Here is a 24150-nt window from a genome sequence, read left to right as displayed (position 1 = left end):
TCTTTCACGGGGCCCAGCAAGCAACGCTGCCAGCCGCCGATCGCCCGGCATTATAAGACAATCACGGCGGATCGTAACCGCCGGGATTCCAGGGATGGCAGCGAGCGATTCGCCAAACGCCTTTGCAGATTCCACGCAGCACGCCGTATTTGCCGATCGCTTCGATCGTGTATTGGCTGCATGTCGGACTGAACCGGCAATTCGGCCCCAACATTGGACTGATCCAACGTTGATAGAAGCGGATCGGAAGGATAAACAGCCAACGCATCGCTTTCGGTTGGACCCCGTCAAAGGATTCGAATCAGTTTAAGATTTCACGTCACCGCTAGGCCGCTGCCGCGTCGCCCGCCAGGCGACGCCAAGCAATGATTTGCGAATCGCCGCATGCTCGGCAACCGCACCGCGGCGCGGCCGGACGACAAAATCAAAGCCTTGCGGCAACTGGTCCCGCTGCGTCCGAAACGCTTCGCGAATAAAACGTTTCCAGCGGTTGCGGACGACGGCGTTGCCCGCCTTCTTAGGAATCGTGATCCCAATCCGGCTGAAACCCAAATCGTTAGGAAGCGTATTTAAGACCAGCGTGTTGTCGGTCGCGACGCGGCCCCGACGAATGATCCTGCCGAATTGCTCGGGCGTTTTCAGCCGCAGGGTTTTGGGGAATCGTTGATCTATCACCAAATCAACGACCGACGCGGCTGTATCGGATTGCGTTCTTCGAACTTGCGAATCCATTCTTCGCTCTGTTCGTCGATTTCGGTGGGCAACTGGACACGCACTTCAACATACAGGTCGCCCGAATCCCCCTTGGGATCGCGGACGCCTTGTCCCTTGATTCGCAACCGCTTGCCATCGCTGCTGCCCGGTGGAATGGTCAGCGAAATCGTTCCGCCGGGAGTCGGTACATCGACCTTCGCGCCGAGTACCGCTTCGCCGATTGTCAGCGGCAGTTTCAGGTCCAAGTGCTTTCCGCGGCGTTGAAAATAGGGATGTGGAGTGACGTTTAACTGCAAGATCAAGTCGCCAGTCGGTCCGCCATTGGGGGACGCTTGACCTTGGCCGCGCAAGCGAATCTTCGACCCCGTTTCCACGCCCGCCGGTATCGTCACCGAAACACTTTCAGGCCCCGTCGGCTTGCTGATCCGGATTTCCGACTTGCCGCCCAACACGGCAGTGTTGAACGGAATCGGCACCTCTTGGCGAACGTCGCTACCACGCGTTTGCCTCGGCTGCCGCGGTGCGCCTCGCCCCGCCCCTGGGTGCCCGCCAAAAACCTGTTCGAAGAAGTCGCCAAACCCTCCCTGGAATCCGCCACCTCCGCCACCGCGGCCGCCAAAGATCTGTTCGACGTCGACTCCTTCAAAGCCGCCGCCATCCCAAGCGCCACCGCCAGCGCGGACGCGCTCGAAATCGCTGCCGTAGCGATCGTAAGCACCGCGTTTTTCCGAGTCGCTCAGGACGTCGTAAGCCTCTTGAATGCGCTTAAATTTTTCCTGAGCGGATTTGTCGCCAGGATTCAAATCGGGGTGGTGTTTGCGCGCGAGCTTGCGATAGGCCTTTTGGATTTCGTCCTTTTCAGCCGTCTTATTCACACCCAGTACTTGATAGAGATCTTCAGCCATGCCTTGCCGTCTGTCTTCCTGAAATTGTTCCAACGCACGACGCCACGAGCAATCGCATTGTAATCTTATAAGAAAGCCCCTCGTGAACGAAAGCCGACGTCGCGGAATCGGCCTCCCCTGACCCATCGTAAATCGTTGCAGACAATGCATTTAGCAACCTTCCCGAGACGTTCGCTCGCCATTGCGGTGCTGCTATGCGCCATTGCCCCCTTACGCTTCTCCGACGCCGCCGGGGTTCTAAAGCTCCAAATTAAGGACCGCCAAACCGACGAACCCGTTGCGGCGCGGGTGGTGATGATCGGCCCCCGAGGCCGTGAAGTTCCCGTCCGACGCGCCACCGAAGCTGGAGTCGGCTGGGCGATCGACGGGCAGATCGATCTGGAGGTCCCCTCGGGCGATTTTCAGTTCCACCTGACCCGGGGCCCCGAATATCGAATCATGACGGGAAATTTCCAGATCGACCGCACCGCGGAGGATTCGCATACGATCACACTGGAACGGTTTGTCGACACGCAAGCTGAGGGTTGGCTCTGCGGTGACCTGTTCGTCGATCGCAACCTGCGCGACCTGCCGCTTTTGATGCGCGCCGAGGACCTGGACATTGTGGCCGTTGCGAATCGAGATGGCGACGGGCAACCGATCGCGCAGGGCAGTGAAACAACGCGGGCCGCCGATGCCAACAGCGAAACAATGGACATCGCCACTGACAATATGCGGGATCGCCGTGAAGGAAGTGGCTTGTTGATTGTGGACGCCGATCCGGCGATCCAGCCTGTCGATGCCGACGCCCCCAGCAGCCTATTGTTTCGCAACGCCCGTGATGCCCCTGGGGCTCGGTTCGTCGTCGAAAATCCTTTTGCTTGGGATCTGCCGATTTGGTTGGCCAGCGGCAAGGTCAACGGCTTCGCGCTGATGGGTGACTTCCTGCAACTGGACCGCTCGGTCACTCGGGTCTCCAACGGACGTCCGGCAACAAAACCTGAATACAACAACCCCTTGGGGCTTGGTTTCTGGGCCGATGACATCTACCACCAACTGCTAGAGGCAGGGTTCCGGATCCCGCCCGTCGCTGGCAGCGGAAGCGGGTATCGAACGATCAAGAACCCGCTGGGATACAACCGTGTCTATGTTCAATGCGGTGAACAGGTCTCTCCCGAAGCGTTTTGGAGCGGCTTGTGGACGGGCCGATCGGTCGTGACCAACGGACCGCTGCTGAGACCAAGGCTGGACGCGCAGTATCCCGGCTACGTCTTTACCAGCTATGGGAACGAACCGCTAGAACTGCAGATGGACTTGCAACTGGGCACGCGCGATCCGGTCGACTATCTGGAGGTCGTCTACAACGGCAAGGTGATCTACTCGGCGCGGCTGGAAGAATTCAAAGACAACAAGGGGATCATCCCTGCATTCACTTTTGATCGCAGCGGATGGGTCGTCGCCCGCGTCGTGACCGGATACGAAAAGCACTACCGCGCCGCGGTCTCGGCCCCGTGGTACATCGTATTCCCCGATCAGCCAAGGATCAGCCGTTCAGCGGCCGAATTTTTTATCGACTGGCTGCAGCAGCGTGAGCAGATGCTGCAAAAGAAGTCGCCCGAATACATTCGCAGCGTAGCACCATTCATTCGTGCAGCCCGTTCGTTCTGGGACGAACGTTTACAACAGGCGACGGTCGATTGAGAGTCGGACGTCCGCTGCGAGGCAGGGCGGAAAGTTGCTTATATAAAAAAAGAAACCTAGCTAGGCATCCGGGCCACGCTAGGCAATCAGAGATTGTCAGCCGCATCGCCAATCAAATATCGGCGAGCGACTGAAATTTCATGTTTTCAGGGCTATTCGTGTCTTAGTAGCGATCGTCACGGCGTCCGCCGCGTCCACCACCACCGCCGCCGCCACCGCTGCGACCACCGCCGCCACCGTAGCCGCCGCCACCACCGCCGCCGTAGCCGCCGCCGCCACCGCCACCGCTGCGACCACCGCCGCCGCCGCCGCCACGGTAACCACCGCCACCGCCGCCGCCACGATCTTCACGTGGACGGGCTTCATTAACGGTCAACGAGCGACCGTCGTGTTCTTGTTCATTGAGGCCCGTAATGGCCGCTTGCGCTTCCGCGTCGCTTCCCATTTCAACGAATCCGAAGCCTTTGCTTCGGCCAGTGTCGCGATCTGTGATGACCTGAGCACTTTCGACCGTACCGAACTGAGCGAACAATTGTTCCAAATCGGAGCTTGAGACACCAAAGCTCAAGTTTCCACAATACAGTTTCCTTCCCAACACAAAACTCCCATGCATGGATGGACAACCAGCCGTCTAACTTTCTGGGCTGTAATAGAATCAGATCTCTCGGGAGATCCATCGAGTGGTACGAACGATACTTGCGGGGCCAGGTGATCCGGCTACGTTTCCACGAACGTCCAATCTCGTATTGTATACTCGAACCATGTTCACCCGCATACCCCCTGATTCCTAGGAAATGTAGCTATTTCTTAGTATCAATGCGGCTTCATGGTGGTGGTTAGCCCTCCCCCGCCAGTTAAGAATGCTGGCATTCCGTTATCCCGATGCGGCGGGGGGCTTCCAATCCAGAAGGGTGATCAGCTTTGGGCAGCTAGCATATTCTTCATGCTTTCGCTCACCAGCGTCTCAACGCCAGGCGAATAATCAAAGACTTCGACCGAGACCCACCCCTGGTAATCGACGTCAGCAAGCGCTTCGAAAATCGGGGCGAAATCGATCGCCCCCATCCCCGGCCCCTGACGATTTGGGTCGTTGGCGTGGAAGTGGAGCATCAGATCGGCGTTTTGGCGAATCAACCCGGCAATATCCTCGGTTTCGTCGCTCATCGCCTTCACATCCAAGTGCAGCCCGATGTGTTCCGAACCGATCATCTCTCGCAATTGCCGACCTTGGGCTTGGGTGTTCATGAAGTTCCCCTCTTCATGCCCCAACGGCTCTAGGGCGATTCGCACGTCGTTCGCTTCCAGGGCAGGCACGACTCCACGCAGCACGTCGGCGGCAAATTCGTAGGCCTGCTCCATCGACGCCCCTTCGGGAACGTTCCGCTGCTGCGGCGACCCTAAAACCATCACCTTGCCGCCGAGATCTTTGCACAGGCTGGCAAGTTCGCAAAAGTAGTCGGTCGTCGCCTTCCGAACTTCGGCGTTGTCGGTGGTCAGATAGAAGCCTTCTGTCTTCGCCAACAACCAATGCAAGCCGATGACTTCAAATCCCGCCGCTTCCACCTGGCGTCGATAATCGCTTCGCTGTTGCGCCGAAATCGCCCGAGCGTCGTTTGCCAGCATGAACGGCGCGACCTCCCAGCCGGTGTAACCGAGCTGTCGAGCCAGTTCGAGCGACTTGTCCAGAGGCCAGTCTTGAAACGTTTCATTGCAGATGCCGTATCGAAATTCTGCCATCGTTGTTGTCCTTTGAGCAGAGCCCGTTGACACTGAGAAAAAGAGGAAACAGGCCCGGAACGCACCGCACCTAACATATCGAAACAAGATTCCGTTTCGACCGCGCCGCAAATCGCGCCGCGAAGAAGAACCGCCTGGGGCCGTAATTGACGCCGCGGTTAACCTTGGCCGTCGACCAAGCTCTTAAGCATTGGGAATTTGGCGAACACCTGGTCCAGCACATCATCGCCCGCTTTGCTCTTAATGAATCCGATCAGCATCGTCACAAACTCGCCCAGCTTATCTGTCGGCAAGCCTTTTTCAGTCAATGCGGCGCCCATCTCCAACGCGTTGCCAGCCGATCCACCCAACATTCCACTGGCCATCCCGGCAAGTTTACCGAGCAGACCACCGCCAGATTCGCCACTGTCGTGCGTTGCGCTAGCCATGATGATCGAATCGAGCCCAGGGATCGCAGAGGCCAAGCTTTTAAAGGTGGATTCGTCGACGTTTGCCTTGATGATCTCCATCGCTTTGCCCGCGACGCCTTGAGCGGTGGAGGGATCGATTCCCAGGCGGTCGGTCAATTGTTGAATCAGTTCGTCCATGGAAGCACCTTGTGTATGGATAGGATCACGAACAGCGCAAGCTCTCTTTCCGCAGCTTCGATCGGCAAGCGGGACGATCGCGGTTGGGACCCGGAGCGAGGTCGCGGCGTCTTCCAACCACAGCGGTCGGCATAATGTACCGGACAAACAAACCGCCCGAAAACCCCGCGAGCCCAGCGCGGCGGAGATTTAATATTGAAGGCCACGTTAGGATGACGCCATGGGGTCGCTACTGCGGCGGCGAGCCGACGCCAACGATCGACCTTAGGGGGAGATCTCGCCTATAAGAAGTCTCAGCGGCCAGCGACCTTCTCGCCCATCCGCTCGCCCAAACGTTTCAGCGTTTCGCTGGCGTCGTTTTCCACTAGCCGAGCTTGGATGATCGTCGGCTGAGACCGGTCGTCCCACGCCGACGAAAGTGCGGCGTCGAATTCCGCTTCGGTGTCGACTAAAAATCCCTTTCCGCCACCGAGAAGCTCGGGCATCTTGTGATAAGCCCATGGCTGGATCTCGTTATATTCCCAGTCGCCCGCTTGCAGATAGCGTTCGGTCCCATAACCGTGGTTGTCCAGGACGATCACGATCGGGCTGCACCCATTGCGGACCAAGGTCGACAATTCGCATCCGGTCATCTGAAACGCGCCGTCGCCAACCAATACGACCACGCGATGGTCGGGCCTCGCCGCCGCGGCACCGACTGCCGCCGGAACGCTGAAGCCCATCGAGGTGTAATAGGCGGGACTGAGGAATTCGCCGCGATCGTGAGTCACCAATTCGGTCGCCGCAAAAAGTGCGTCTCCGACGTCGGCGATCACAACGGTATCGAGATCCAAGCAGGTGTTCAGCCGCGACATCAACCGGCTGATCCGCAGCGGTGCCGTTGGTTCGATCTCAAACGGTTCGCGGTCTCGATGGAAGGTGATCGCATCGGGAATCGTTCGCGTCGTCGGCTTCAGGTCCAAGGAGTTCAGCCGGTCGAGGAACTCGCCCAACGCGACGTTATGAAAATGGTGATGCGAGATCTGCAACGCTTCGCTGGTCGCGTAGACACATTTGTCGAGATCGAGATTGGCGGTGTAGATGCCAAGATTGATGTCGGTCATGAAGGTGCCCAACAGCAGGATCAGATCGCTCTGTTCGACAAACTCGGTCACTTCGTTGCGGCCGATTGCCCCTTCGTACAATCCGACAAACAACGGATGGTGTTCGCTGATCACACTTTTGCCAAGGATCGTCGTGGCGATCGGGATCTGAGTCCTTTCCGCCAACTCGACCAATTGGTTCTGCAATCCGAAGCGATGCAGTTCGACACCGGCGACGATCACGGGACGCTCCGCGGCAGCGATCCGCTGCGCCGTTTCGGCGGCGGCTTCGTCGATCGCTTTGACGTCGGGCTCCCACGTCGGCTGGCGGAACGAATGCGTGATCGGCGGGACGGCGTGGACCATGTCGCGCGGCAGTTCGATATAGACCGGACGCTTGAATCGGTCGGCGGCATCGAGCGCCCGATCGATATCGGCAAAGGCGGTTAGCGGATCGGTCAACTCCACCGCATCGATCGTCACCTTTTGGAAGACTTCCAATTGGGTGCGGAAGTCGCGGACCTTGTGGTGCAGCAGCGGATTGTTCTTCCGCTCGTTCATCCCCGGCGCGCCGGAGATCACAACGACCGGCGACTTTTCCGCATACGCACCGGCGATACTGTTGCAGACGCTCAGCCCGCCGACCGAATAGGTGACGCAGACAGCGCCCATCCCGTGAAGTCGCGCGTACGCATCGGCGGCGTATCCGGCGCAGTCCTCTCGCGTGCAGCCGATCACCTTCAAGCGACTCTGTTCCAGCATGCTGTAGAACGACAGGACGTAGTCGCCGGGGATCCCAAAGAGATGCTCGATTCCGTAATCGCTAAGCCGCCGGATCAGGTATTCCCCGATCGACAGGTTAGCCATCGGACGACGCGACTCCGCCGCTCCGTTGTGATTGGACTCCGCTTTTAACATCGTTGTACCAGCCTTTCGGTTTTCGAGAAGACACGATCCCTGGAGTGCATTTTATGCCCCTTGCGATGTGGAGGACAATGTTTTTGGGTTCCGGCGACGCGTCATTGCGCCGTCTCTCCACGTGCGAAACGAGTACAAAGCGTGGTATAACGGAGGCTGGACAGGCTGCAGAATCGAGTCGATTTTACGATGGAGGCAATGGATTGATCCCCGCAGTATTGATCGCGAAGAAACGCGATGGACATCCGTTGAACGACGCCGAGATCGCTTGGTTCATCGAGGCCTTTACGCGCGGTGAGGTCTCCGATCCGCAGATGTCGGCGATGGCGATGGCGATCTGTTTGCGCGGCATGACGCCGCAGGAAATCTCGGCGTTGACCGCCGCGATGCTGGCCAGTGGCGAATCCTTGCCGCGCGACACCTCTTCGGTTCCGCGAGTCGACAAGCACAGCACCGGCGGCTTGGGAGACAAGGTTTCCTTGATCCTTGCGCCGTTGTTGGCCTGCTGCGACGTGCAGGTTCCGATGATCAGCGGCCGCGGGCTGGGACTGACCGGCGGCACGTTGGATAAACTCGAATCGATCCCCGGCTTCCGCTGCGACTTTGATCTCGATCAATCTGCCCAGCTTCTGAAAGCCGTCGGCTGTCATATCGTCAGTGCCAGCGAGCGGTTGGCGCCGGCCGATCGCCGACTCTACAGCCTCCGCGATGTCACGGGGACCGTCGAATCGGTGTCGCTAATCACGGCCAGCATCTTGAGCAAGAAGCTGGCAGCGTCGCTGGACGCGTTGGTGATGGATGTGAAAGTCGGTTCGGGGGCGTTTATGAAATCGCACTCCGACGCGCTGCAATTGGCGAATGCGTTGGTCGAGACGGGAACCGAGATGCAGCTGCCTGTGTCGGCGTTGATGACCGATATGGATCAGCCGTTGGGACGCGCTGTCGGCAATGCGTTGGAGGTGAACGAAGTCCTCGATCTATTGCGTGGTCAGGGGCCGGGGGAAGTTCGCGAACTGACGCTGCAGTTGTCCGCGGAAGCCTTGCTCGCGGCGAAAGTCTGCACATCGCGTGACCAGGCCCTGTTGCGTCTGCAGCGCGTTTGGGATGATGGTTCGGCGATGGAGCGATTTGAAAAGATGATCGCTGCCCAAGGTGCCCGGATCTCCGGCCAGCTGCCGGTCGCAGCAAAGCACCCGATCGTGGCGCAGCGGGCGGGATTCGTCCACTTGATCGAGTGCTCGACGATCGGCCAATGTGTGGTCGATCTGGGAGGCGGACGTCGCAGCGCCGGCGACACGATCGATCCGGCGGTGGGGCTGCAAGTCGATGTCGCGATCGGCGAACGGATCGAATCGGGGCAACCACTCGGCTTCGTCTTCTGCAGGGATGACCAAGCCGAACGCTGGACGAAGGAACTGCAGCGATCCTTTATCATCGACGACGAACCGGTCGCGCCGCGGCCATTGATCATTCAACGCATCGAGTCGAAGAAAACATGAATCCCGACGACATCAACGCTTCCGCCGAAGATTCCGATCTGCTGACTCCGTTGATCGACGTCGCTTGCGACGTCCGCCAACAAGCGTATGCACCGTACAGCAACTTCCAAGTCGGTGCGGCTCTGCTGGCCGAATCGGGAGCGATCTACCGAGGTTGTAACGTCGAAAACGTTTCGTTTGGACTAACTCTCTGCGCCGAGCGAACCGCCGCCAGTGCAGCGGTCGCCGCGGGAGAGCGTGCATTCAAAACCTTGGTGCTGGTCACAACCGGCAGCGTCTCGCCGTGTGGCGCCTGCCGACAGTTTCTGATCGAATTCGGACCGGCGTTGGAGATCGTGATGGTCGAAGCGTCGACTCGCCAAATTACCCAGCGGATTTCATTGGGCGAGCTGTTGCCGAATCAGTTCAACGATTTTCGCGAGGGGTAAGTGCCATTGTTGGCGGTCCCGCAGACTGGTCCAGACCAAACGTTTCCCCGACAGCAATACCAGCACGAAGCATAAGCGAATTTATTCTCGGTTCGACGCCTGCAATGTCACTCACCAGCGCTTCGTGCTCGTAACGGCGACGGCTAATAGGCTTCGGGTTGTCGCCAGGCGACCAGCAGCGTCTTGAAGAGGATGCGGATATCGAGCCACAGCGACCAGTCGCGGATGTAGCGATGGTCGAAGTCGACGCGGCGTTGCATCTTGTCCAAAGTGTCGGTCTCGCCGCGACAGCCTTCCACTTGGGCCAGACCGGTGATTCCCGGTTTGATCTTATGACGCAGCATGTAGCCGCGAATCTGGCCGCGATAATGTTCGTTGTGCGCCGATGCGTGAGGCCGTGGGCCGACCAGCGACATCGAACCTTCGAGGACGTTGAACAACTGAGGCAGTTCGTCCAGCGACGTTTTGCGGAGGATCGCTCCGAGCGGCGTGATCCGAGCATCTCCCTTGGTCGCTTGGCGGACGACCGATCCATTGTCGCAGGTCGTCATCGAGCGGAATTTCCAAACCAGGATTTCGCGGCCATCGACGCCATAACGTCGTTGCCGGAAGAAGACCGGACCAGGGGAGGTCAGTTTGATCGCAGCGGCGATCATCAACATCGGGATCGCCGCAGCGACAAGAGCCGAGATGGTGACCGCGATATCAACCAGCCGTTTCGAGACGCCATCGACGCCGTACAGTGGCGATTCGAACACGCTGACCGCAGGGATTCCGCCCATGTTGGTCCATTGCGAATGCATCAATTCGAAGACGAAGAAGTCGGGAACGATGTAGACCGACGCGGTCGAATCGCTCAGTTTTTCCAAGATGAACTTGATTCGATCCTCCGCTCGCATCGGCAGCGAAATCATCACGATATCGAATTCGTTGTTTTGAGCTGCGACGATCAGATCGTCGATCTTGCCTAACAGCTTGGGATCGTTGGGGCCAAGGTCCGAACGACGCTCGGGATCGCGATCGTCATAAAATCCCGTCAACTGAAAGCCAAGGCCGGGGGACTGTTCGATGTTCCGCGAGACCTGAAGCCCAAGATCGTTCAATCCGGCGATGGCAACGCGTCGGGTGCCGATCCCTTGTTTCAAAAGCATCCGCTGGACGACTCGCCAAACCATCCGAATCAGGCAGATCAGCACCGGTGCCATGACGCACCATCCGAGAACGACCGAACGAGCGAAGTGCTGGCCGTAGCGAGCAAAAAACGCCAACCCGGCGATCACCGCCATGGTCAGTACCCACGTCGTCGTCACGCGAACGACTTCTTGATTCGCCGTCATGTCCAGGCCAGCGCGATACAGACCGGTGACATGCCCGAGCAACAGGAAGGCCAGGATTGCTGTCAGACCAGCCACGATCGCTTGGTTGTCAAACCAGCCGGGCGAAAGACCTTTGACGATGGCCAGCGTGCCGATGATGGCACCCCCATCGACGATCAATCGCAAAAATTCAATGGATCGCTGGCGGGGACGAATGGGAGTTAGCGATTGCATGGATCGGATCGATAATGACGGAAGGTTTGCGAAGTCGCGGCCGACCACTCACACGTCGGTGGCCAGCGAAACACGAAACTCTAGGTCAAAACCGAGCTTCCACCAAGAAAAACTGAGCCGCCACGATGCGGTTCCAACACCTGGGTCGCAGTGTTGGCAGGTCCGCTGACAAACGGCTCGATCTCGAATGGGGGAGCGGGCGTCCTTCAGCGATTAGCGAGGCGATTTGGGATACAAAACGTTCTCGAGGTTGGCTGGCAAGACGCGACGCGGTTCAAGCCCAGCAGCGACAAACAATCGGCTGACGCCGGTCATCAAGCGGTGCCATTGATCCAGCAGGATTGGCACTTCGAACTCTCCGGCGTCGTTGCGGCCGAGCCCACATTCGCTGACTTGAACGGTCGCGTTCAAGTGCAACAACGCTTCGAGGCACAGATGATCGCGACGGTCTTGTTCGCTGAGATCCGCGTCGTCGTAGATCCAAGCGTGAGCTGCCATCGCTTCGTCCATCAATCGCATCGCAGCGAATTCTGCGGTAGGAGCCGAGATGATGAGAGCTTGAGATCCGCAGCTTACGTAGAACTTTGCCATCGCAGTGTCATCCTTGAAAGGTGGATTGGATGTTGCCATCCGGTCGAACAGGAGAATCGTTTGCCAAGGTGAACTGTTTCGTTCCCCTCGACACCACTAATCATCGCGACCGGTAGGGACAACTTAGGTCACGCAGCGGAAAGGACTGGAAATTTACTGCTCGGCGGCTGCGAGAGTCGCCAATAAGTCTCTGCGGCGGGGTGACAAGCAACCTGCCCCCCAGATGTTCCCCAGCGAAAATTGTTAGCTAGCTCACGTTCGCTGTAGTGGCCGCAATAACCCGGCCCGCGGTCCGTTTTTTCTGCGTTAGACCGTCTGTTTAGCGTTGCTATGGCCATGTTCTCGGTTCAATCTATGGGTAAACTCACAGCAGCTAGTGCCCAGCCCAATAGTTCGGCTTTATCGTCAGAATAGGAACACTCGTTATTTCGTCCGATATCTCCGCCAGTTCTTCGATCGAATCTCCCGAATCGGAAGCGACGACGCCCGATGGGAGCGTTCTTTCGAAGCGGCGTATTCGCTCGCTCGCCAGCGCGATCGCCGCAGCGTTCGGAACTTTTGGATTCTTCGCGATCCAAGGGATCCTGCTCGCGCGCCTGCTGGGACCCGAGGGACGCGGAGCTTATGCGACGATCGTTGCCTACCCACAAATGTTTTTGTACATGGGCTTGCTGGGATCGGCTGATATCTTTGCTCGCTTGGCAGCCAAGTTGCCAGCCTCGGCGGACGACGCCGCGGCCAGGCGTGCTGCGATGCGTTACGGTCTCACGACAGGAATCGTCACCGCGGCGGTCTGTGTTCTATTGGCCTGGTTTGCGTTGCCCGTCGATAAACGCTACCTCGCCCCGTTGGCATCCTTGGTCGCATTGCCCCTTCCGCTGCAGCACATCCGCCTGGCGGTTCAAGGCGTCGATCATGGACGCGGCTACTTCTACCGTCTCAGTTCGTTGCGAGCCGCCGCGGCCGCGTTTTTCCCCCTGCTTCTGTTGGGCATGTGGCTGGTCGAATGGAACGATCTGCGCGACGTGACCTGGGCTTTTGTCGGATCTTGCGTCGCTGGCCTTTTATTGTGCCAAGTCGGGATGCGAGGCAGTTGGTTCGGGCCGACGCAGCAATCGGTGCTCGAATCGCTGAGCGAAAATCGCGGGCTGGCGATTTCGCAAATCTCCGCCGAACTACTGGATCGCGCCGACTTGTTCCTAATTATGTTTCTCGGAACATTGACCGACCAAGGCTTCTACACCAGCGCGATCCCGATCGCCAGCACGATGATCATCGTCCCCAATGCGTTGGCGCTCTTCTCCTTCCGGCACGGTGCCGATCCCAACACTCCGTTGACCGCGGCGGGAGTGACCCGTTTTATCGCGTTGATGTTTGCGGGGCAGATCGCGACAGGATGCCTATTGGCGTTCGTGATCCCTTACGCCGTGCCAATCCTTTACTCACAAGCGTTTACCGGCACCGTGATGTTCGCCTGGTATCTGTTGCCTTCGGGAGGCCTGCGAGGAATGCTGATGACAGCCGATGGGTACCTTCGCGGCCGCGGCATGTCCACGCCGGGAATCACCGGGCGAATCGTGGCGTTGGTGATTCTGATCGGGTTGACGTTTGCATTGCAACCGCGGATGGGAATCTGGAGCATCCCCGTGGCGCTTGCCGCCGGGCAATTCGTCTGCTTGGTGATCGTCTTCTTCGCGATGTACCGCCAAACGCAAGCGAATTCGCAGAACAAGGTCTAGGGAGAACGTGCAGGTGCAACGTAGAGGAAAGACGTTTCGATCATGAATACGGAATTGCAATCGCATCCGAAACCAACGCGCTGCGACGCTCCGGTCGTCGATGCGCGGGTGGTTTTGTTGACGCATTACATTCCGATCTACCAGTTGCCGATCTATCGAGAGCTGTCGCGACAGATCCGCGACTTCCACGTGCTGTTGTCGACCGATGTCGAACCGAACCGGCACTTCCAGCCGCGTTGGGAAGGGCTGGACGTGACGCTGCAGAAGACGCTTACGCTGCAACGCCGTTGGCGACATTCGGCCGGTTTTGACGACACCTTATATGTTCACGTCCCCTACGATACCGGCCGCCAGTTACGGCGACTGCAGCCCGACATCGTGCTCAGTTTAGAGCTTGGGTTTCGCTCGTTAGCCAGTTCTCTGCATCGGATCTTGCACCGGCGCAGTAAGCTGATTCTGTGTACGTATATGTCGCAGCATACCGAACAGGGACGGGGGATGATGCGGGCCGCCGCTCGGCGATGGCTGATCGGCCGCGCCGACGCGATCACTTACAACGGCCCCAGTTGCTTCGATGTGCTAAGCGATCTCGGCGCCGATCCCAAACGACTGTTCCACTTTCCTTACGCGGCCAACCCCGACAGCATCTACACCGGCCCGCGGCAGTCCTCGGGTTCGCCAAGCGTCACGCGGATGTTGTACATCGGCCAGATGACGCAGCGGAAAGGAGTGGAGGCGATGGTCGAGCAAGTCGTCCGTTATGCGCAGCAGCACGCGGAGCAAACGTTCCAGTTGACGATGGTGGGAGAGGGACCGTTGCGTGAGTCGTTGAGTGCTGTCGCGACGCCAGCGAATTTGGGAATCGAATTCACCGGGAACTTGCCCAGCGAACAACTGCCGACGCTGATGCCGGCGCACGATCTTTTGATCTTTCCAACGCTAGCCGACGAGTGGGGCTTGGTCGTCAATGAAGCTTTGCATTCGGGGCTGCCAGTGATCGGCAGTCTGTTGGCACAGGCGAGCACCACGCTTTTGCAAGACGATCGCAACGGCTGGCTTTACGATCCTCGAGACGACAGCGGTTTGGCTGGCTGTTTGGACCGCTGGCTCGCTTGCGACGCGGCGACTCGCGGGTCTATGGCTCAGGCCTGCCGCGATTCGGTTCGCGATCGAACTCCCGCGTTTGCAGCCTCCGGTTTGATCGACGCCTGCCAATTTGTAATGGGCCATTCAACAAACGATCGATGCGATGATTGATTCGGGAAAACACAGTGTGATCGGCGTCAATGTCGACGCGGTCGACTATGAAGCCGCCGTCGCCAAGATCATGCATGCGGCGGTCGAGCGGCAATCGATGTCGGTCACTGCGCTGGCGGTGCATGGCGTGATGACCGGCTATTTGGATCGCGAACAGAACTATCGACTGAATCGATTCGATCTCGTCTGTCCCGATGGGCAACCAGTCCGTTGGGCGCTAAACCTGTTGCACGGCTGTGGGCTCACCGACCGCGTCTACGGGCCCGAATTGACGCTGCGGTTGTGCCAGGCGTGCGTCGAACAACAGCAATCGATCTTCCTGTTCGGTGGGACCGACGAGATGAACGCGGTCTTGATCGACAAGCTGGCCGAGAAGTTTCCCGGACTGAAAGTCGCCGGCGCACGAGCCTCTCGTTTTCGGACGCTCTCCCCCGAGGAGTGTTCCGAACTGGCCGACGAGATCAACGCCAGCGGTGCCAGTTTGTGTTTCGTCGGGATCGGATGCCCACGGCAGGAAACGTTTGCGTTTGAAATGCGCGATCGGATCTCGATGCCGCTGATCGCTGTGGGAGCTGCGTTTGCGTTTCATGCCAACCTGTTGCCGCAGGCACCTTCATGGATGCAACGCGCCGGGCTGGAGTGGCTGTTTCGTCTGGTCAAAGAGCCGACGCGACTGTGGCGTCGTTATCTGTACCTCAATCCGATGTACCTAAGCTTGTTGGCCTTGCAACGGCTGGGTATCTTCAAAGGCCGAACCGACGACGGCACTCCGCCCCAGCAAGAGGTATTGTTTGGGTGAACGGCATGTGCTCGTTTGATCACGACCATACGAGCACGAAGCGTAAGCGAGTAAAATCGCGTGCTAGATCGTTTAACCGCGGCGGCAACGCCCCGCGCGTCGGTCGGCGGAAGCCTCGACTCCAACACGCGGCCCGTTGGGCACGCGGTTAAACTAAGCTGCCTCCTGGTGCCGCAAAAACCCTGAAACCATCCTACTGAAGGATCGATCCCTTCGATCGTGTTCCGCAGCGATTGCGTCGCTGCATGGCGAGACGTTGGGCCGACATCAATATGCCCAATAAAACCGCTACTCGATTGATCGAAGCTGCCGCGAATCTGGCCGATGAAGTCGACCGATTGTCGTTCGCCGATCCGGTGACTCACGTCTACAACCCGCTGCGGTATGCCGCCGCGGCGCATCGGATGTATCTGTCGCGATACGCCAAACCGACCTGCAAGGTTCTGCTGTTGGGAATGAATCCCGGGCCGTGGGGGATGTCGCAGACCGGCGTTCCGTTTGGCGAGATCGATGCGGTGCGGAACTGGATGAAGATCGAGACCGACGTCGACAAGCCGGATCCGGAACATCCGAAGCGGCCGATCGAAGGGTTTGCTTGCCAACGCAGCGAGGTCTCCGGACGGCGGCTGTGGGGGCTGTTTGCCGAACGTTTCCCCGACCCCAAAGATTTTTTCAAAGCGCACTTCGTGGCCAACTATTGCCCGCTGGTCTTCATGGAAGCGTCGGCGCGGAACGTGACTCCCGATAAATTGTCGAAAGCCGAACGCGAGGGATTGGAACGGGTCTGCGACGCCCATTTGGCTGAAGTGATCGAGGCTCTCGATCCGACTTGGGTTGTGGGAGTCGGTGCGTTTGCTGAAAAATGTGCCGGCCGCGTGCTGACGGGAGATCGCAAATTGGCGAAAATCTTACACCCCAGCCCCGCCAGCCCCGCTGCCAACCGAGGCTGGGCCGAAGCCGCGACCAAGCAACTCGAAGACCTCCAGATTTGGTGAACCGATGATTTCCATGACCGAAGATTTTTGTTCGCTGCCGCTGCCGCAGAAACTCGTCGATGCGATCGCTGCGTCGCAATTGCCAGGCCTTGGCGATGGCCCCGCCAATCCGGCGATCGTCGATTGGATCAGCGGCAATCGGCTGCAGGATCCTCAAGGAAAACCACACGACCGCGACGCGGCCGCCTGCTGCGACAGCGGGTTGTGGTTGCTGGCGGGCGATCTCGATCGATCGCACTCGATCAGCCAGGATATCCACACCGCCGACGGCAGCTTTTGGCATGGCATCATGCATCGCCGCGAGCACGATTTTGGCAACGCAAAATATTGGTTCCGCAATGTCGGAACCCATCCAGCGTTCGAGACCTTGGCCGAGGCTGCGACGCCGCTGGTGACCGATCAGACCGCGTCGCTGATCGCCGACGACCGCTGGGATCCCTATGCGATGGTCGACCTGTGCCAGCGAGCGGTTCGCAGCGGCGGCGATTTGCAGTCGCAGTGTCAGCAGCTGGCTTGGCTGGAGTGGCAGGTGCTGTTCGCAGCCAATTTCCGCTACGCTTTTATGGACTGATCCGCAGCGTTTGAGTAGCCATTTATAGCTGCATTTCTTCCGCCTCCAACCAAGCAACCGATCATGAGTGAGCGACCACGCAAGACGCCCGAACAACTCCGCAGCTACCGCTACTTCGGCCCCGACGACCTGCGTTCCTTCGGGCATCGGTCGCGTCAGAAGCAAGCCGGGTTTGCAACCGAGGAGTTTAAAGACAAGCCGGTGATCGGGATCTTGAACACCTGGAACGATCTGATTTCGTGCCACGCCCACTTCCGCCAGCGGGCCGAAGACGTCAAGCGAGGCGTTTGGCAGGCGGGTGGATTTCCGGTCGAGATTCCCGTGATGGGACTCAGCGAAACGTTCATGAAGCCGACGTCGATGTACTATCGCAATCTGTTGGCGATGGAGACCGAAGAGACGCTGCGGACCTATCCGCTGGACGCGGTGATCTTGATGGGAGGCTGCGACAAGACGACGCCGGCGATGTTGATGGGAGCTCGCAGCGTCGATATCCCCAGCATCTTCATGCCGGGCGGGCCGATGTCGCGGACCAGTTGGCGCGGCGAACCGCTGGGGAGCGGTAGCGACGTTTGGAAATATTGGGATCAACGCGGCGCGGGGCGTCTGTCGTGCGAAGCCTGGTGCGAACTGGAAGACCACATCGCCGCATCGCCCGGCCACTGCATGACGATGGGAACCGCATCGACGATGACGGCGATCGCCGAAACGATGGGGCTGTGTCTGCCCGGCTCCTCGTCGGTTCCCGCGACACATTCGTCTCACTCGCGGATGGCATCGGCCACCGGATCCCGCGCCGTCGAACTCGCTTGGTTGGACATCAAACCGTCGGAGTTCATGACTCCCGAATCGTTCGACAATGCGATCACCGCGTTGATGGCGATCGGCGGATCGACCAACGCGATCGTTCACTTGATGGCTTTGGCTGGACGAGCCGAGGTGCCGTTGACGCTGGAACGCTTCGACGAGATCTCGCAGAAGACGCCAGTCGTCGGCAACTTGCGGCCCGCTGGAAAATACGTGATGGCCGATCTGTTTGATGCCGGCGGGCTGCAGGGGCTGCTGCATCGGATCGGCGACCTGCTGAATCTCGATTGCCCCAATGTCGCCGGGACGACGCTGGGCGAAGCGATCGAAGGAGCGGAGGTGTACGACGAGGATGTGATTCGTCCGCGTTCGAATCCGTTGAGCGAATCGAGCAGCCTAGCCGTTCTTCGCGGCAACCTCGCTCCCGACGGTTGCGTGATCAAACCGCCAGCGGCTGAGAAGCATTTGTTGCAGCATCGCGGGCCGGCAGCCGTCTTCAAGAACTACCCCGATCTGAAGGCTCGGATCCATGATCCCGCCATGGGACTGACCGCTAACCATGTGATCGTCTTGCAAAACGCAGGTCCCTTGGGCGCTCCGGGGATTCCCGAATGGGGCATGCTGCCGATTCCAAAATATCTGCTGGAACAGGGCGTGACCGATATGGTCCGGATCTCCGACGCGCGGATGAGCGGCACCAGTTACGGCGCGTGCGTGCTGCACGTGGCACCGGAATCATTTGTCGGCGGGCCGCTAGCGTTTGTCCAAGATGGCGACATGATTCGTTTGGACGTCGCCGGACGGCAGATCGAACTAGAGATCAGCGACGAGGAACTCGCCAGTCGCCGCAGCGGTTGGACGCAGCCGGAGAACAAGTTCACTCGCGGTTACGGAAAACTGTACTTCGAACAGACGACGCAGGCCAACCTCGGCTGCGACTTCCGTTTCTTGCACGCCGATGGCAGCAAAGACAAAGATCCCGAGATCAATTGATCGGCCGGGGTGGACTGCGAGCGAAATGCTAGCTGGGGACGTGCGAATACTGCCAGCCGCAACGGCAGCGGTGACTACTGCAACAGTTCGAGGAACAGCTCGCGAGCGCGGGTTTGGAATTCGACCTCGTTGGTCTCGAACCAAGCGCGAGCGGCTTGGCCCCGTTGCTCGAGCGAAGCGGTATCGGTCGCCAAAATCTCGTTGATGACGCGTTGCAATTCGACGGGGTCGACAAAAAAGTCGGTTCCCAACTGCCGTGGCTGAGAATGGTTCCAAGGAACGAGGAAGCCACGCGATTCATCGACAAGCTCGTTCATCGGCGGAGCGTCGGTGGTGACGACAACCGCGGCGCACGACATCGCTTCGACGATGTAGTGTCCCCAGCCTTCGGATCGCGACGGGCACAGATGGATCCCGTGTTCGTTTTGCATCCGCTGCAGGACCGCATCGGTCAGATACTCTTTGAACAGCACGACGTTTGCCGGAACCGTTTCGGGAGCGTGGCGAGGATGTTGGACGATCGTTAGCGTTGGCCACTGCGGATTCTGGCTCCACAGTTCCAGCAGCATTTGTGTCCCCTTGAGCGTGCTGCTGCCTGCCAAGTGGAAAAACTTGCCGTAATCGGGAGCGACCTCGGGCAGTCGACGATCCAACGAGGTGAAGCCGATGAAGCGGGCTTCTTTGGCATGACGGCTGAAGATTTCTTCGGCATGCCGCGACTTGCACAAAACGATGTCGATATCGCTCAACCGATGAAGCAGGCGTTCGGGGAAGCGTTCCTGGTTGGGCAGCAAAACGCTTTGGCCTTGGTTCTTGACCCAGCACCAAGGAACCCGTTCGATCATCACATTGAGTGGTTCTGTCCCAGGCGCGGGGGGACAGCAAAGTGATTTGAAACGGTCGGCAATCGAAGCGAGCGAGCGGACCGAGTGGTTTTCAACGAGCGTCCCCGGCGGAAGGGCGCTTTGCAACAGTTGAACATCCCGTTCTAAGCCGACACCGTTTTGGCGAGCGACGATGCGAACGGCTCGCTTTCCAGTCTCCATCGATCATCTCGCGCAGCGGTAAAGGGTAAAAAACGAGCAAGCAAGCGGGGCTGCGATATCAGAGTCCTGATTGATAGCGAACCATGTACGCACTCTTCCCGCCTACGCGATCTTTTTCGGTTGCGCACGACGGTGAGTTTGGCAAATGATATGGAACATAAGGTATCTTTGCAATCGAAGCAGCACCGTCGTGCTAGCAATCGCTTCTGTAGGGACGCGAGAAAAAATCATCTACGGTTGGGAAAGAGACAAAAAAGCAGGCAATTGGCGACCCACTGCCGTGCAAACCGCCCAGAACCGTTTGTATGGGGCAGCTCGCGACAGGATGTCGTTGAAAACTGGCAAGGTTTGTATTGCATTAATTACCGATTTGTCCGACCATTCGCTTGGCTCGCTGCAACTCGGAGAATCCATTCATGAGGAATGATCGTTCGGCGTGCGAGAACCGATACAAATTTATAGGCGACCGCTTCCCCGCATCGCCAGTCCCGCTGATTGCCCCGTCCTGAACGACTTTGATAGCAATATCGGAGGAGTCTTGCCGCGACAATCGATATAGCTCAGTCCTCTCGACCGGAATATTTCGATGGATCGAAATCAACTGCTGTCGCTTTACAAGTCGATGTTCACGGCCCGCGAAGTTGATCGTGTTGAGCAGGAACTCACCCGCCGCGGAGAGTCCTTCTTTCACGTTTCGGGGGCCGGGCACGAAGCGCCGGCAGTCTTGGCGCGTCATCTGACCAAACACGATTGGTTGCATTTGCATTACCGCGACAAGGCGTTGATGATTGCGCGCGGTGTGACGCCGCGTAAATTCTTCGATGCGTCGCTGTGCAACGACACTTCGCACTCGCGCGGCCGCCAGATGTGCGCCCAGATGAGCGATGCCGACCTGCATATCCTTAGCCTCGGCGGGCCCGTCGGAAACGCTGCCCTGCAAGCGGTTGGCGTTGCTGCGGCGACCAAAGAGAAAAAGCACACCCCCATCACGATCTACTGCATCGGCGACGGATCGACTCAAGAGGGCGAGTTCTTGGAAGGGGTCGCCGAGGCGGTTCGCTTGCAAGTTCCGCTGCTGATCGTCATCCAAGACAACCAATGGGCAATCTCGACCGAGACGCGTGGGCAAACCTTCTTCTCGCTTCCCGACGGCGATGCCGATTCCTTCTATGGCCTGCCGATCCACCGCGTCGATGGCCGCGATATCGTCGCATCCGACGCCGCCTTGGGTGACTTGGTTCAACAGATGCGTGAGTCGCGCGGCCCAGCCCTGGTGCTGCTGCAAACCGAACGTCTGAGCAACCATACCAACGCCGACGATCAATCGATCTATCGACCGACCGAAGATATCCGAGCGGCGCAGAACGAGCGTGATCCGCTGGTCCGTTTTGAGCAACAACTGCTCGAACGTGGGATCACCGAAGCGGAACTCGCTGCGATTCGCGAGACCGTCGTCGCCGAAGTGGCTGCCGATGAAAACGACGCAATCTACGCCGCCCAACCTTCCGCGACCCACGAAGCCAAGAAACCGTTGCAGGTCGAACTGACCCATCCGTCGCGCGAACACCGCGGCGATCGGGAAGCGGACGGCCAATTGACGATGAAAGACGCGATGCGTTCGGTCCTGCGAGATCGCCTGGCCACCGACGACCGCGTCTTCCTGTACGGCCAGGACATCGAAGATCCCAAGGGAGACGTCTTTGGCGTCACACGTGGGCTCAGCACCGCTTACCCGGGACGCGTCTGCAACGCGCCGCTGTCGGAATCGACCATCCTGGGAAACTCGATTGGCCGCGCCCTGGTGGGACAACGTCCGGTTGCCTTCATTCAGTTCGCCGACTTTCTGCCGCTGGCATACAACCAATTGACCAGCGAACTGGGCAGCATGTACTGGCGGACCAATGGCACTTGGGAATCGCCCGTGATCGTGATGGTTCCCTGCGGCGGCTATCGCCCCGGCTTGGGCCCTTTCCACTCCCACTCGTTCGAATCCGTCTGTGCCCACATTCCCGGCGTCGACGTCTACATGCCCAGCACTGCCGGCGATGCGGCAGGAATGTTGAACGCGGCGTTTGAATCGGGTCGTCCCAGCGTCTTCTTCTATCCGAAGGCATTGCTGAACGATCCGAGCCAATCGACAAGCCCCGACACGGCGAAACAGTTCACGCCGATTGGTGTCGCACGCAAAGTGCGAGCCGGCCGCGACATCACTTTGGTTGGCTGGGGAAACACCGTTTCTCTGTGCGAAAAATCGGCAACCGCTTTGGAACAAGCAGGGATCGAAGCCGAAGTGATCGACCTGCGTTCGCTCTCCCCTTGGGACGAAGCGACCGTCCTGGCGTCGGCTGAAAAAACAGCCCGCCTGATCGTCGTTCACGAAGACAATCACACCTGCGGAATCGGTGGCGAAGTCGTTGCGACGATCGCCGAAAAAACTCGAGTTCCCGTGGCGATGCGCCGCGTGACACGCGCCGACACCCTGATTCCTTGCAACTTCGCCAACCAAATCGAAGTTCTGCCATCGTTCAAACGGGTTCTGTCGACCGCGGCCGAGCTGTTGAACATGGACCTCGAATGGATTGCGCCGAAGGAACTGGAAGTCGGCATGGCGGAGATCGAAGCGATCGGTTCGGGCCCATCGGACGAAAACGTTCTGCTGGTCGAACTGAATATCAAGCCGGGCCAACAGGTGTCGCGTGGAGACGTCGTCGCATCGCTGGAAGCCACCAAAAGCGTCTTCGATCTGACAAGTCAAATCGACGGCACGATCGAAGAGATCTTTGTGGCCGAAGGGGATACGGTTCCCGTGGGCGATGTGATTGCCAGCGTCCGTTGTGCGACCGATAACAAGCGTCCGAAACCGGTGACCACCGAAAACCCAGGCACACCCGTCCTGCGTCGCCGTGTGACCGATCCCAACCGCTTGTTGGTTCCTCGCCAAACGATCGAGCGACGTCCGTTTGATGTCGGCATCTCGGGTGTCGCAACGGTTCAAGGCAGCCGATTGATCACGAACGAAGAACTGGTCGAAGGCAAATCGATGTCTCCCGAAGACATCATGCGTCGCACCGGAATCCAGTTCCGTCATTGGGTTCAAGGAAGCGAGACAGCACAGAGCATGGCCAGCCAAGCGTGCTGGGAGATCCTGGACCGCGAGGGTTTGATCGTCGACGACATCGACCTGGTGATCTGTGCAACGACCTCGCCAAGCTTCGTCACGCCGTCGATGGCATGCCAAGTGCTGCATCAATTGACGGGCGGTGCCAGCGAAGCGATGATCCAAGCCTACGACATCAGTGCCGCCTGCTCGGGCTATCTATACGCATTGCAAGCCGGTTACGACTTCTTGCAAAGCAAGCCTCATGCTCGCGTGTTGATCGTGACCGCGGAAGTCCTTTCGCCACTGTTGGACCTGGGCGACCTGGACACCGCAATCCTGTTTGGCGATGCTAGCAGCGCGACCGTGTTGTACGGCGAAGATCACTTCGGCCGATCCAAGGCGCGGCTGCACCGTCCCGAACTCTCGGCTCGAGCCGACGATGGCAGCACGCTGTCAGTACCGTCGCAAAACAATGGCTTCATCAAAATGAAGGGCCGTAAAGTGTTTGCCGAAGCGGTTCGCGCGATGATCGGCAGCCTGACGCGTGTTTGCGATCAGCAGGGCTACGGCGTCGATAACCTCGACCTGATCGTCCCGCACCAAGCGAACCAACGGATCATCGATGCGATCCAGAGTCGCGTTTCGTCGTCGGTCTTCAGCAACATCCGCGAGCACGGCAATACGTCGTCGACCAGCATCCCGCTATGTCTGAGCGAAGTCTTGCCGAAGATGAAATCGGGCGAGCGATTCGGTATGTGTGCCTACGGTGGCGGAGTCACCTTCGGTGCTGGAATCTTGGAAAAGAACTAGCGACCTCCGCTTGGAACCGCCAAGCCGAGCTCCCCGGAAAGCATCGTGAAACGCTCTTTCCCCGATCCTCCCAGCCCGCTGGGGGGTGAAGACTGGTCGTTGCCAACGAGCGACTTCCCCTTTCTCTGACGCAGCTTCGTTGGGGAGGTCGAACGCGCGTGAAAGAACCAGAGACCTGGTTCGCCAGATGCTCGCGGACATAAGTAACAATCGAAGCAGTACAACGACTGCCAGCCGGTCCCACCGTTTGGCCGGTTCGAGCCGAGCGGAATCCGACCCCAGGGCCGGAGCTCGCCATTCACGTTGCACTTTGGCCCGATAGCAAAGCGACGGTGAGAGGTG

The 24150-nt window shown here is 58.8% G+C and carries 21 protein-coding genes; 11 read left to right on the top strand and 10 right to left on the bottom strand.

Annotated elements, in window-relative coordinates:
* Positions 1–61: 61 nt before the first annotated feature.
* Genes yidD through Poly24_RS27630 form a run of 3 tightly spaced genes read right to left on the bottom strand, consistent with a single transcriptional unit; the run spans position 62 to position 1619 of the window.
* Positions 62–268, bottom strand: a complete 207-nt coding sequence (gene yidD / locus Poly24_RS05945; protein ID WP_145091875.1) for a membrane protein insertion efficiency factor YidD — start codon at positions 266–268, stop codon at positions 62–64.
* 38 nt (positions 269–306) lie between these two features.
* The gene (gene rnpA, locus Poly24_RS05940) at positions 307–675 is read right to left on the bottom strand and encodes a ribonuclease P protein component (protein ID WP_197452356.1); all 369 of its coding nucleotides are present in this window, start codon (positions 673–675) and stop codon (positions 307–309) included.
* Positions 672–1619, bottom strand: coding sequence for a DnaJ C-terminal domain-containing protein (locus Poly24_RS27630; protein WP_145091867.1), 948 nt, complete (start codon positions 1617–1619; stop codon positions 672–674). The genes rnpA and Poly24_RS27630 overlap by 4 nt, the downstream gene beginning before the upstream one ends.
* Positions 1620–1913: 294 nt before the next feature.
* On the opposite strand from Poly24_RS27630, the gene Poly24_RS05930 reads away from it, so the two are divergent.
* A complete protein-coding gene (locus Poly24_RS05930) occupies positions 1914–3299 on the top strand; it encodes a CehA/McbA family metallohydrolase domain-containing protein (RefSeq protein ID WP_145091864.1) in 1386 nt (461 codons plus the stop codon).
* A gap of 163 nt (positions 3300–3462) precedes the next feature.
* Here Poly24_RS05930 and Poly24_RS27625 read toward each other — a convergent pair whose 3' ends face one another.
* The 4 genes from Poly24_RS27625 to Poly24_RS05910 form a co-directional block, all read right to left on the bottom strand.
* Entirely contained in the window at positions 3463–3912 is a 450-nt protein-coding gene (locus Poly24_RS27625; protein WP_145091861.1) for an RNA recognition motif domain-containing protein, read from the bottom strand.
* Positions 3913–4214: 302 nt separating this feature from the next.
* Positions 4215–5036 (bottom strand): sugar phosphate isomerase/epimerase family protein, encoded by an 822-nt coding sequence (locus Poly24_RS05920; RefSeq protein WP_145091858.1) that lies wholly within the window; start codon positions 5034–5036, stop codon positions 4215–4217.
* Positions 5037–5194: 158 nt separating this feature from the next.
* The gene (locus Poly24_RS05915) at positions 5195–5623 is read right to left on the bottom strand and encodes a DUF2780 domain-containing protein (RefSeq protein ID WP_145091855.1); all 429 of its coding nucleotides are present in this window, start codon (positions 5621–5623) and stop codon (positions 5195–5197) included.
* Positions 5624–5916: 293 nt separating this feature from the next.
* The gene (locus Poly24_RS05910) at positions 5917–7623 is read right to left on the bottom strand and encodes an alpha-keto acid decarboxylase family protein (RefSeq protein ID WP_145091852.1); all 1707 of its coding nucleotides are present in this window, start codon (positions 7621–7623) and stop codon (positions 5917–5919) included.
* Between the two features lie 203 nt (positions 7624–7826).
* On the opposite strand from Poly24_RS05910, the gene Poly24_RS05905 reads away from it, so the two are divergent.
* Both Poly24_RS05905 and Poly24_RS05900 read left to right on the top strand, forming a co-directional pair.
* Positions 7827–9122, top strand: coding sequence for a thymidine phosphorylase (locus Poly24_RS05905; RefSeq protein ID WP_145091850.1), 1296 nt, complete (start codon positions 7827–7829; stop codon positions 9120–9122).
* The gene (locus Poly24_RS05900) at positions 9119–9550 is read left to right on the top strand and encodes a cytidine deaminase (protein ID WP_145091848.1); all 432 of its coding nucleotides are present in this window, start codon (positions 9119–9121) and stop codon (positions 9548–9550) included. The genes Poly24_RS05905 and Poly24_RS05900 overlap by 4 nt, the downstream gene beginning before the upstream one ends.
* A 143-nt stretch (positions 9551–9693) precedes the next feature.
* On the opposite strand, the gene Poly24_RS05895 is transcribed toward Poly24_RS05900, so the two are convergent.
* Both Poly24_RS05895 and Poly24_RS05890 read right to left on the bottom strand, forming a co-directional pair.
* Entirely contained in the window at positions 9694–11100 is a 1407-nt protein-coding gene (locus Poly24_RS05895; protein ID WP_145091845.1) for an undecaprenyl-phosphate glucose phosphotransferase, read from the bottom strand.
* 213 nt (positions 11101–11313) lie between these two features.
* Entirely contained in the window at positions 11314–11691 is a 378-nt protein-coding gene (locus tag Poly24_RS05890; RefSeq protein ID WP_145091842.1) for a hypothetical protein, read from the bottom strand.
* Positions 11692–12341: 650 nt separating this feature from the next.
* Here Poly24_RS05890 and Poly24_RS05885 point away from each other — a divergent pair.
* The 6 genes from Poly24_RS05885 to araD all read left to right on the top strand — a co-directional run bounded on the left by Poly24_RS05885 (position 12342) and on the right by araD (position 18852).
* Positions 12342–13430, top strand: coding sequence for a lipopolysaccharide biosynthesis protein (locus Poly24_RS05885; RefSeq protein WP_231753485.1), 1089 nt, complete (start codon positions 12342–12344; stop codon positions 13428–13430).
* A 42-nt stretch (positions 13431–13472) separates the two neighbouring features.
* On the top strand, positions 13473–14687 hold the full coding sequence (locus Poly24_RS05880) for a glycosyltransferase family 4 protein (protein ID WP_145091836.1): 1215 nt from the start codon (positions 13473–13475) through the stop codon (positions 14685–14687).
* The gene (locus Poly24_RS05875; protein WP_145091833.1) at positions 14680–15486 is read left to right on the top strand and encodes a WecB/TagA/CpsF family glycosyltransferase; all 807 of its coding nucleotides are present in this window, start codon (positions 14680–14682) and stop codon (positions 15484–15486) included. The genes Poly24_RS05880 and Poly24_RS05875 overlap by 8 nt, the downstream gene beginning before the upstream one ends.
* A gap of 272 nt (positions 15487–15758) precedes the next feature.
* A complete protein-coding gene (locus Poly24_RS05870) occupies positions 15759–16481 on the top strand; it encodes a uracil-DNA glycosylase family protein (RefSeq protein ID WP_145102625.1) in 723 nt (240 codons plus the stop codon).
* A gap of 4 nt (positions 16482–16485) precedes the next feature.
* Complete coding sequence (locus Poly24_RS05865) at positions 16486–17052, top strand: hypothetical protein (protein WP_145091830.1); 567 nt, start codon at positions 16486–16488, stop codon at positions 17050–17052.
* Between the two features lie 63 nt (positions 17053–17115).
* Entirely contained in the window at positions 17116–18852 is a 1737-nt protein-coding gene (gene araD, locus Poly24_RS05860; RefSeq protein ID WP_145091827.1) for an L-arabinonate dehydratase, read from the top strand.
* A 74-nt stretch (positions 18853–18926) separates the two neighbouring features.
* Here the strand turns inward: araD and Poly24_RS05855 are convergent, their stop codons facing one another.
* Positions 18927–19898 carry a glycosyltransferase gene (locus Poly24_RS05855; RefSeq protein WP_145091824.1) on the bottom strand — a complete coding sequence of 324 codons (972 nt, stop codon included), beginning with the start codon at positions 19896–19898 and terminating at the stop codon, positions 18927–18929.
* A 190-nt stretch (positions 19899–20088) separates the two neighbouring features.
* On the opposite strand from Poly24_RS05855, the gene Poly24_RS05850 reads away from it, so the two are divergent.
* Together Poly24_RS05850 and Poly24_RS05845 are read left to right on the top strand one after the other, a co-directional pair.
* Positions 20089–20325, top strand: a complete 237-nt coding sequence (locus Poly24_RS05850) for a hypothetical protein (protein ID WP_145091821.1) — start codon at positions 20089–20091, stop codon at positions 20323–20325.
* A gap of 159 nt (positions 20326–20484) precedes the next feature.
* On the top strand, positions 20485–23808 hold the full coding sequence (locus tag Poly24_RS05845) for a beta-ketoacyl-ACP synthase 3 (RefSeq protein WP_145091818.1): 3324 nt from the start codon (positions 20485–20487) through the stop codon (positions 23806–23808).
* Positions 23809–24150 lie beyond the last annotated feature (342 nt).

This window comes from Rosistilla carotiformis (assembly GCF_007753095.1).
Lineage (GTDB): Bacteria > Planctomycetota > Planctomycetia > Pirellulales > Pirellulaceae > Rosistilla > Rosistilla carotiformis.
The sequence above is the reverse complement of the archived record's forward strand: the minus strand, read 5'-3'. Positions and strand labels throughout refer to the sequence as shown.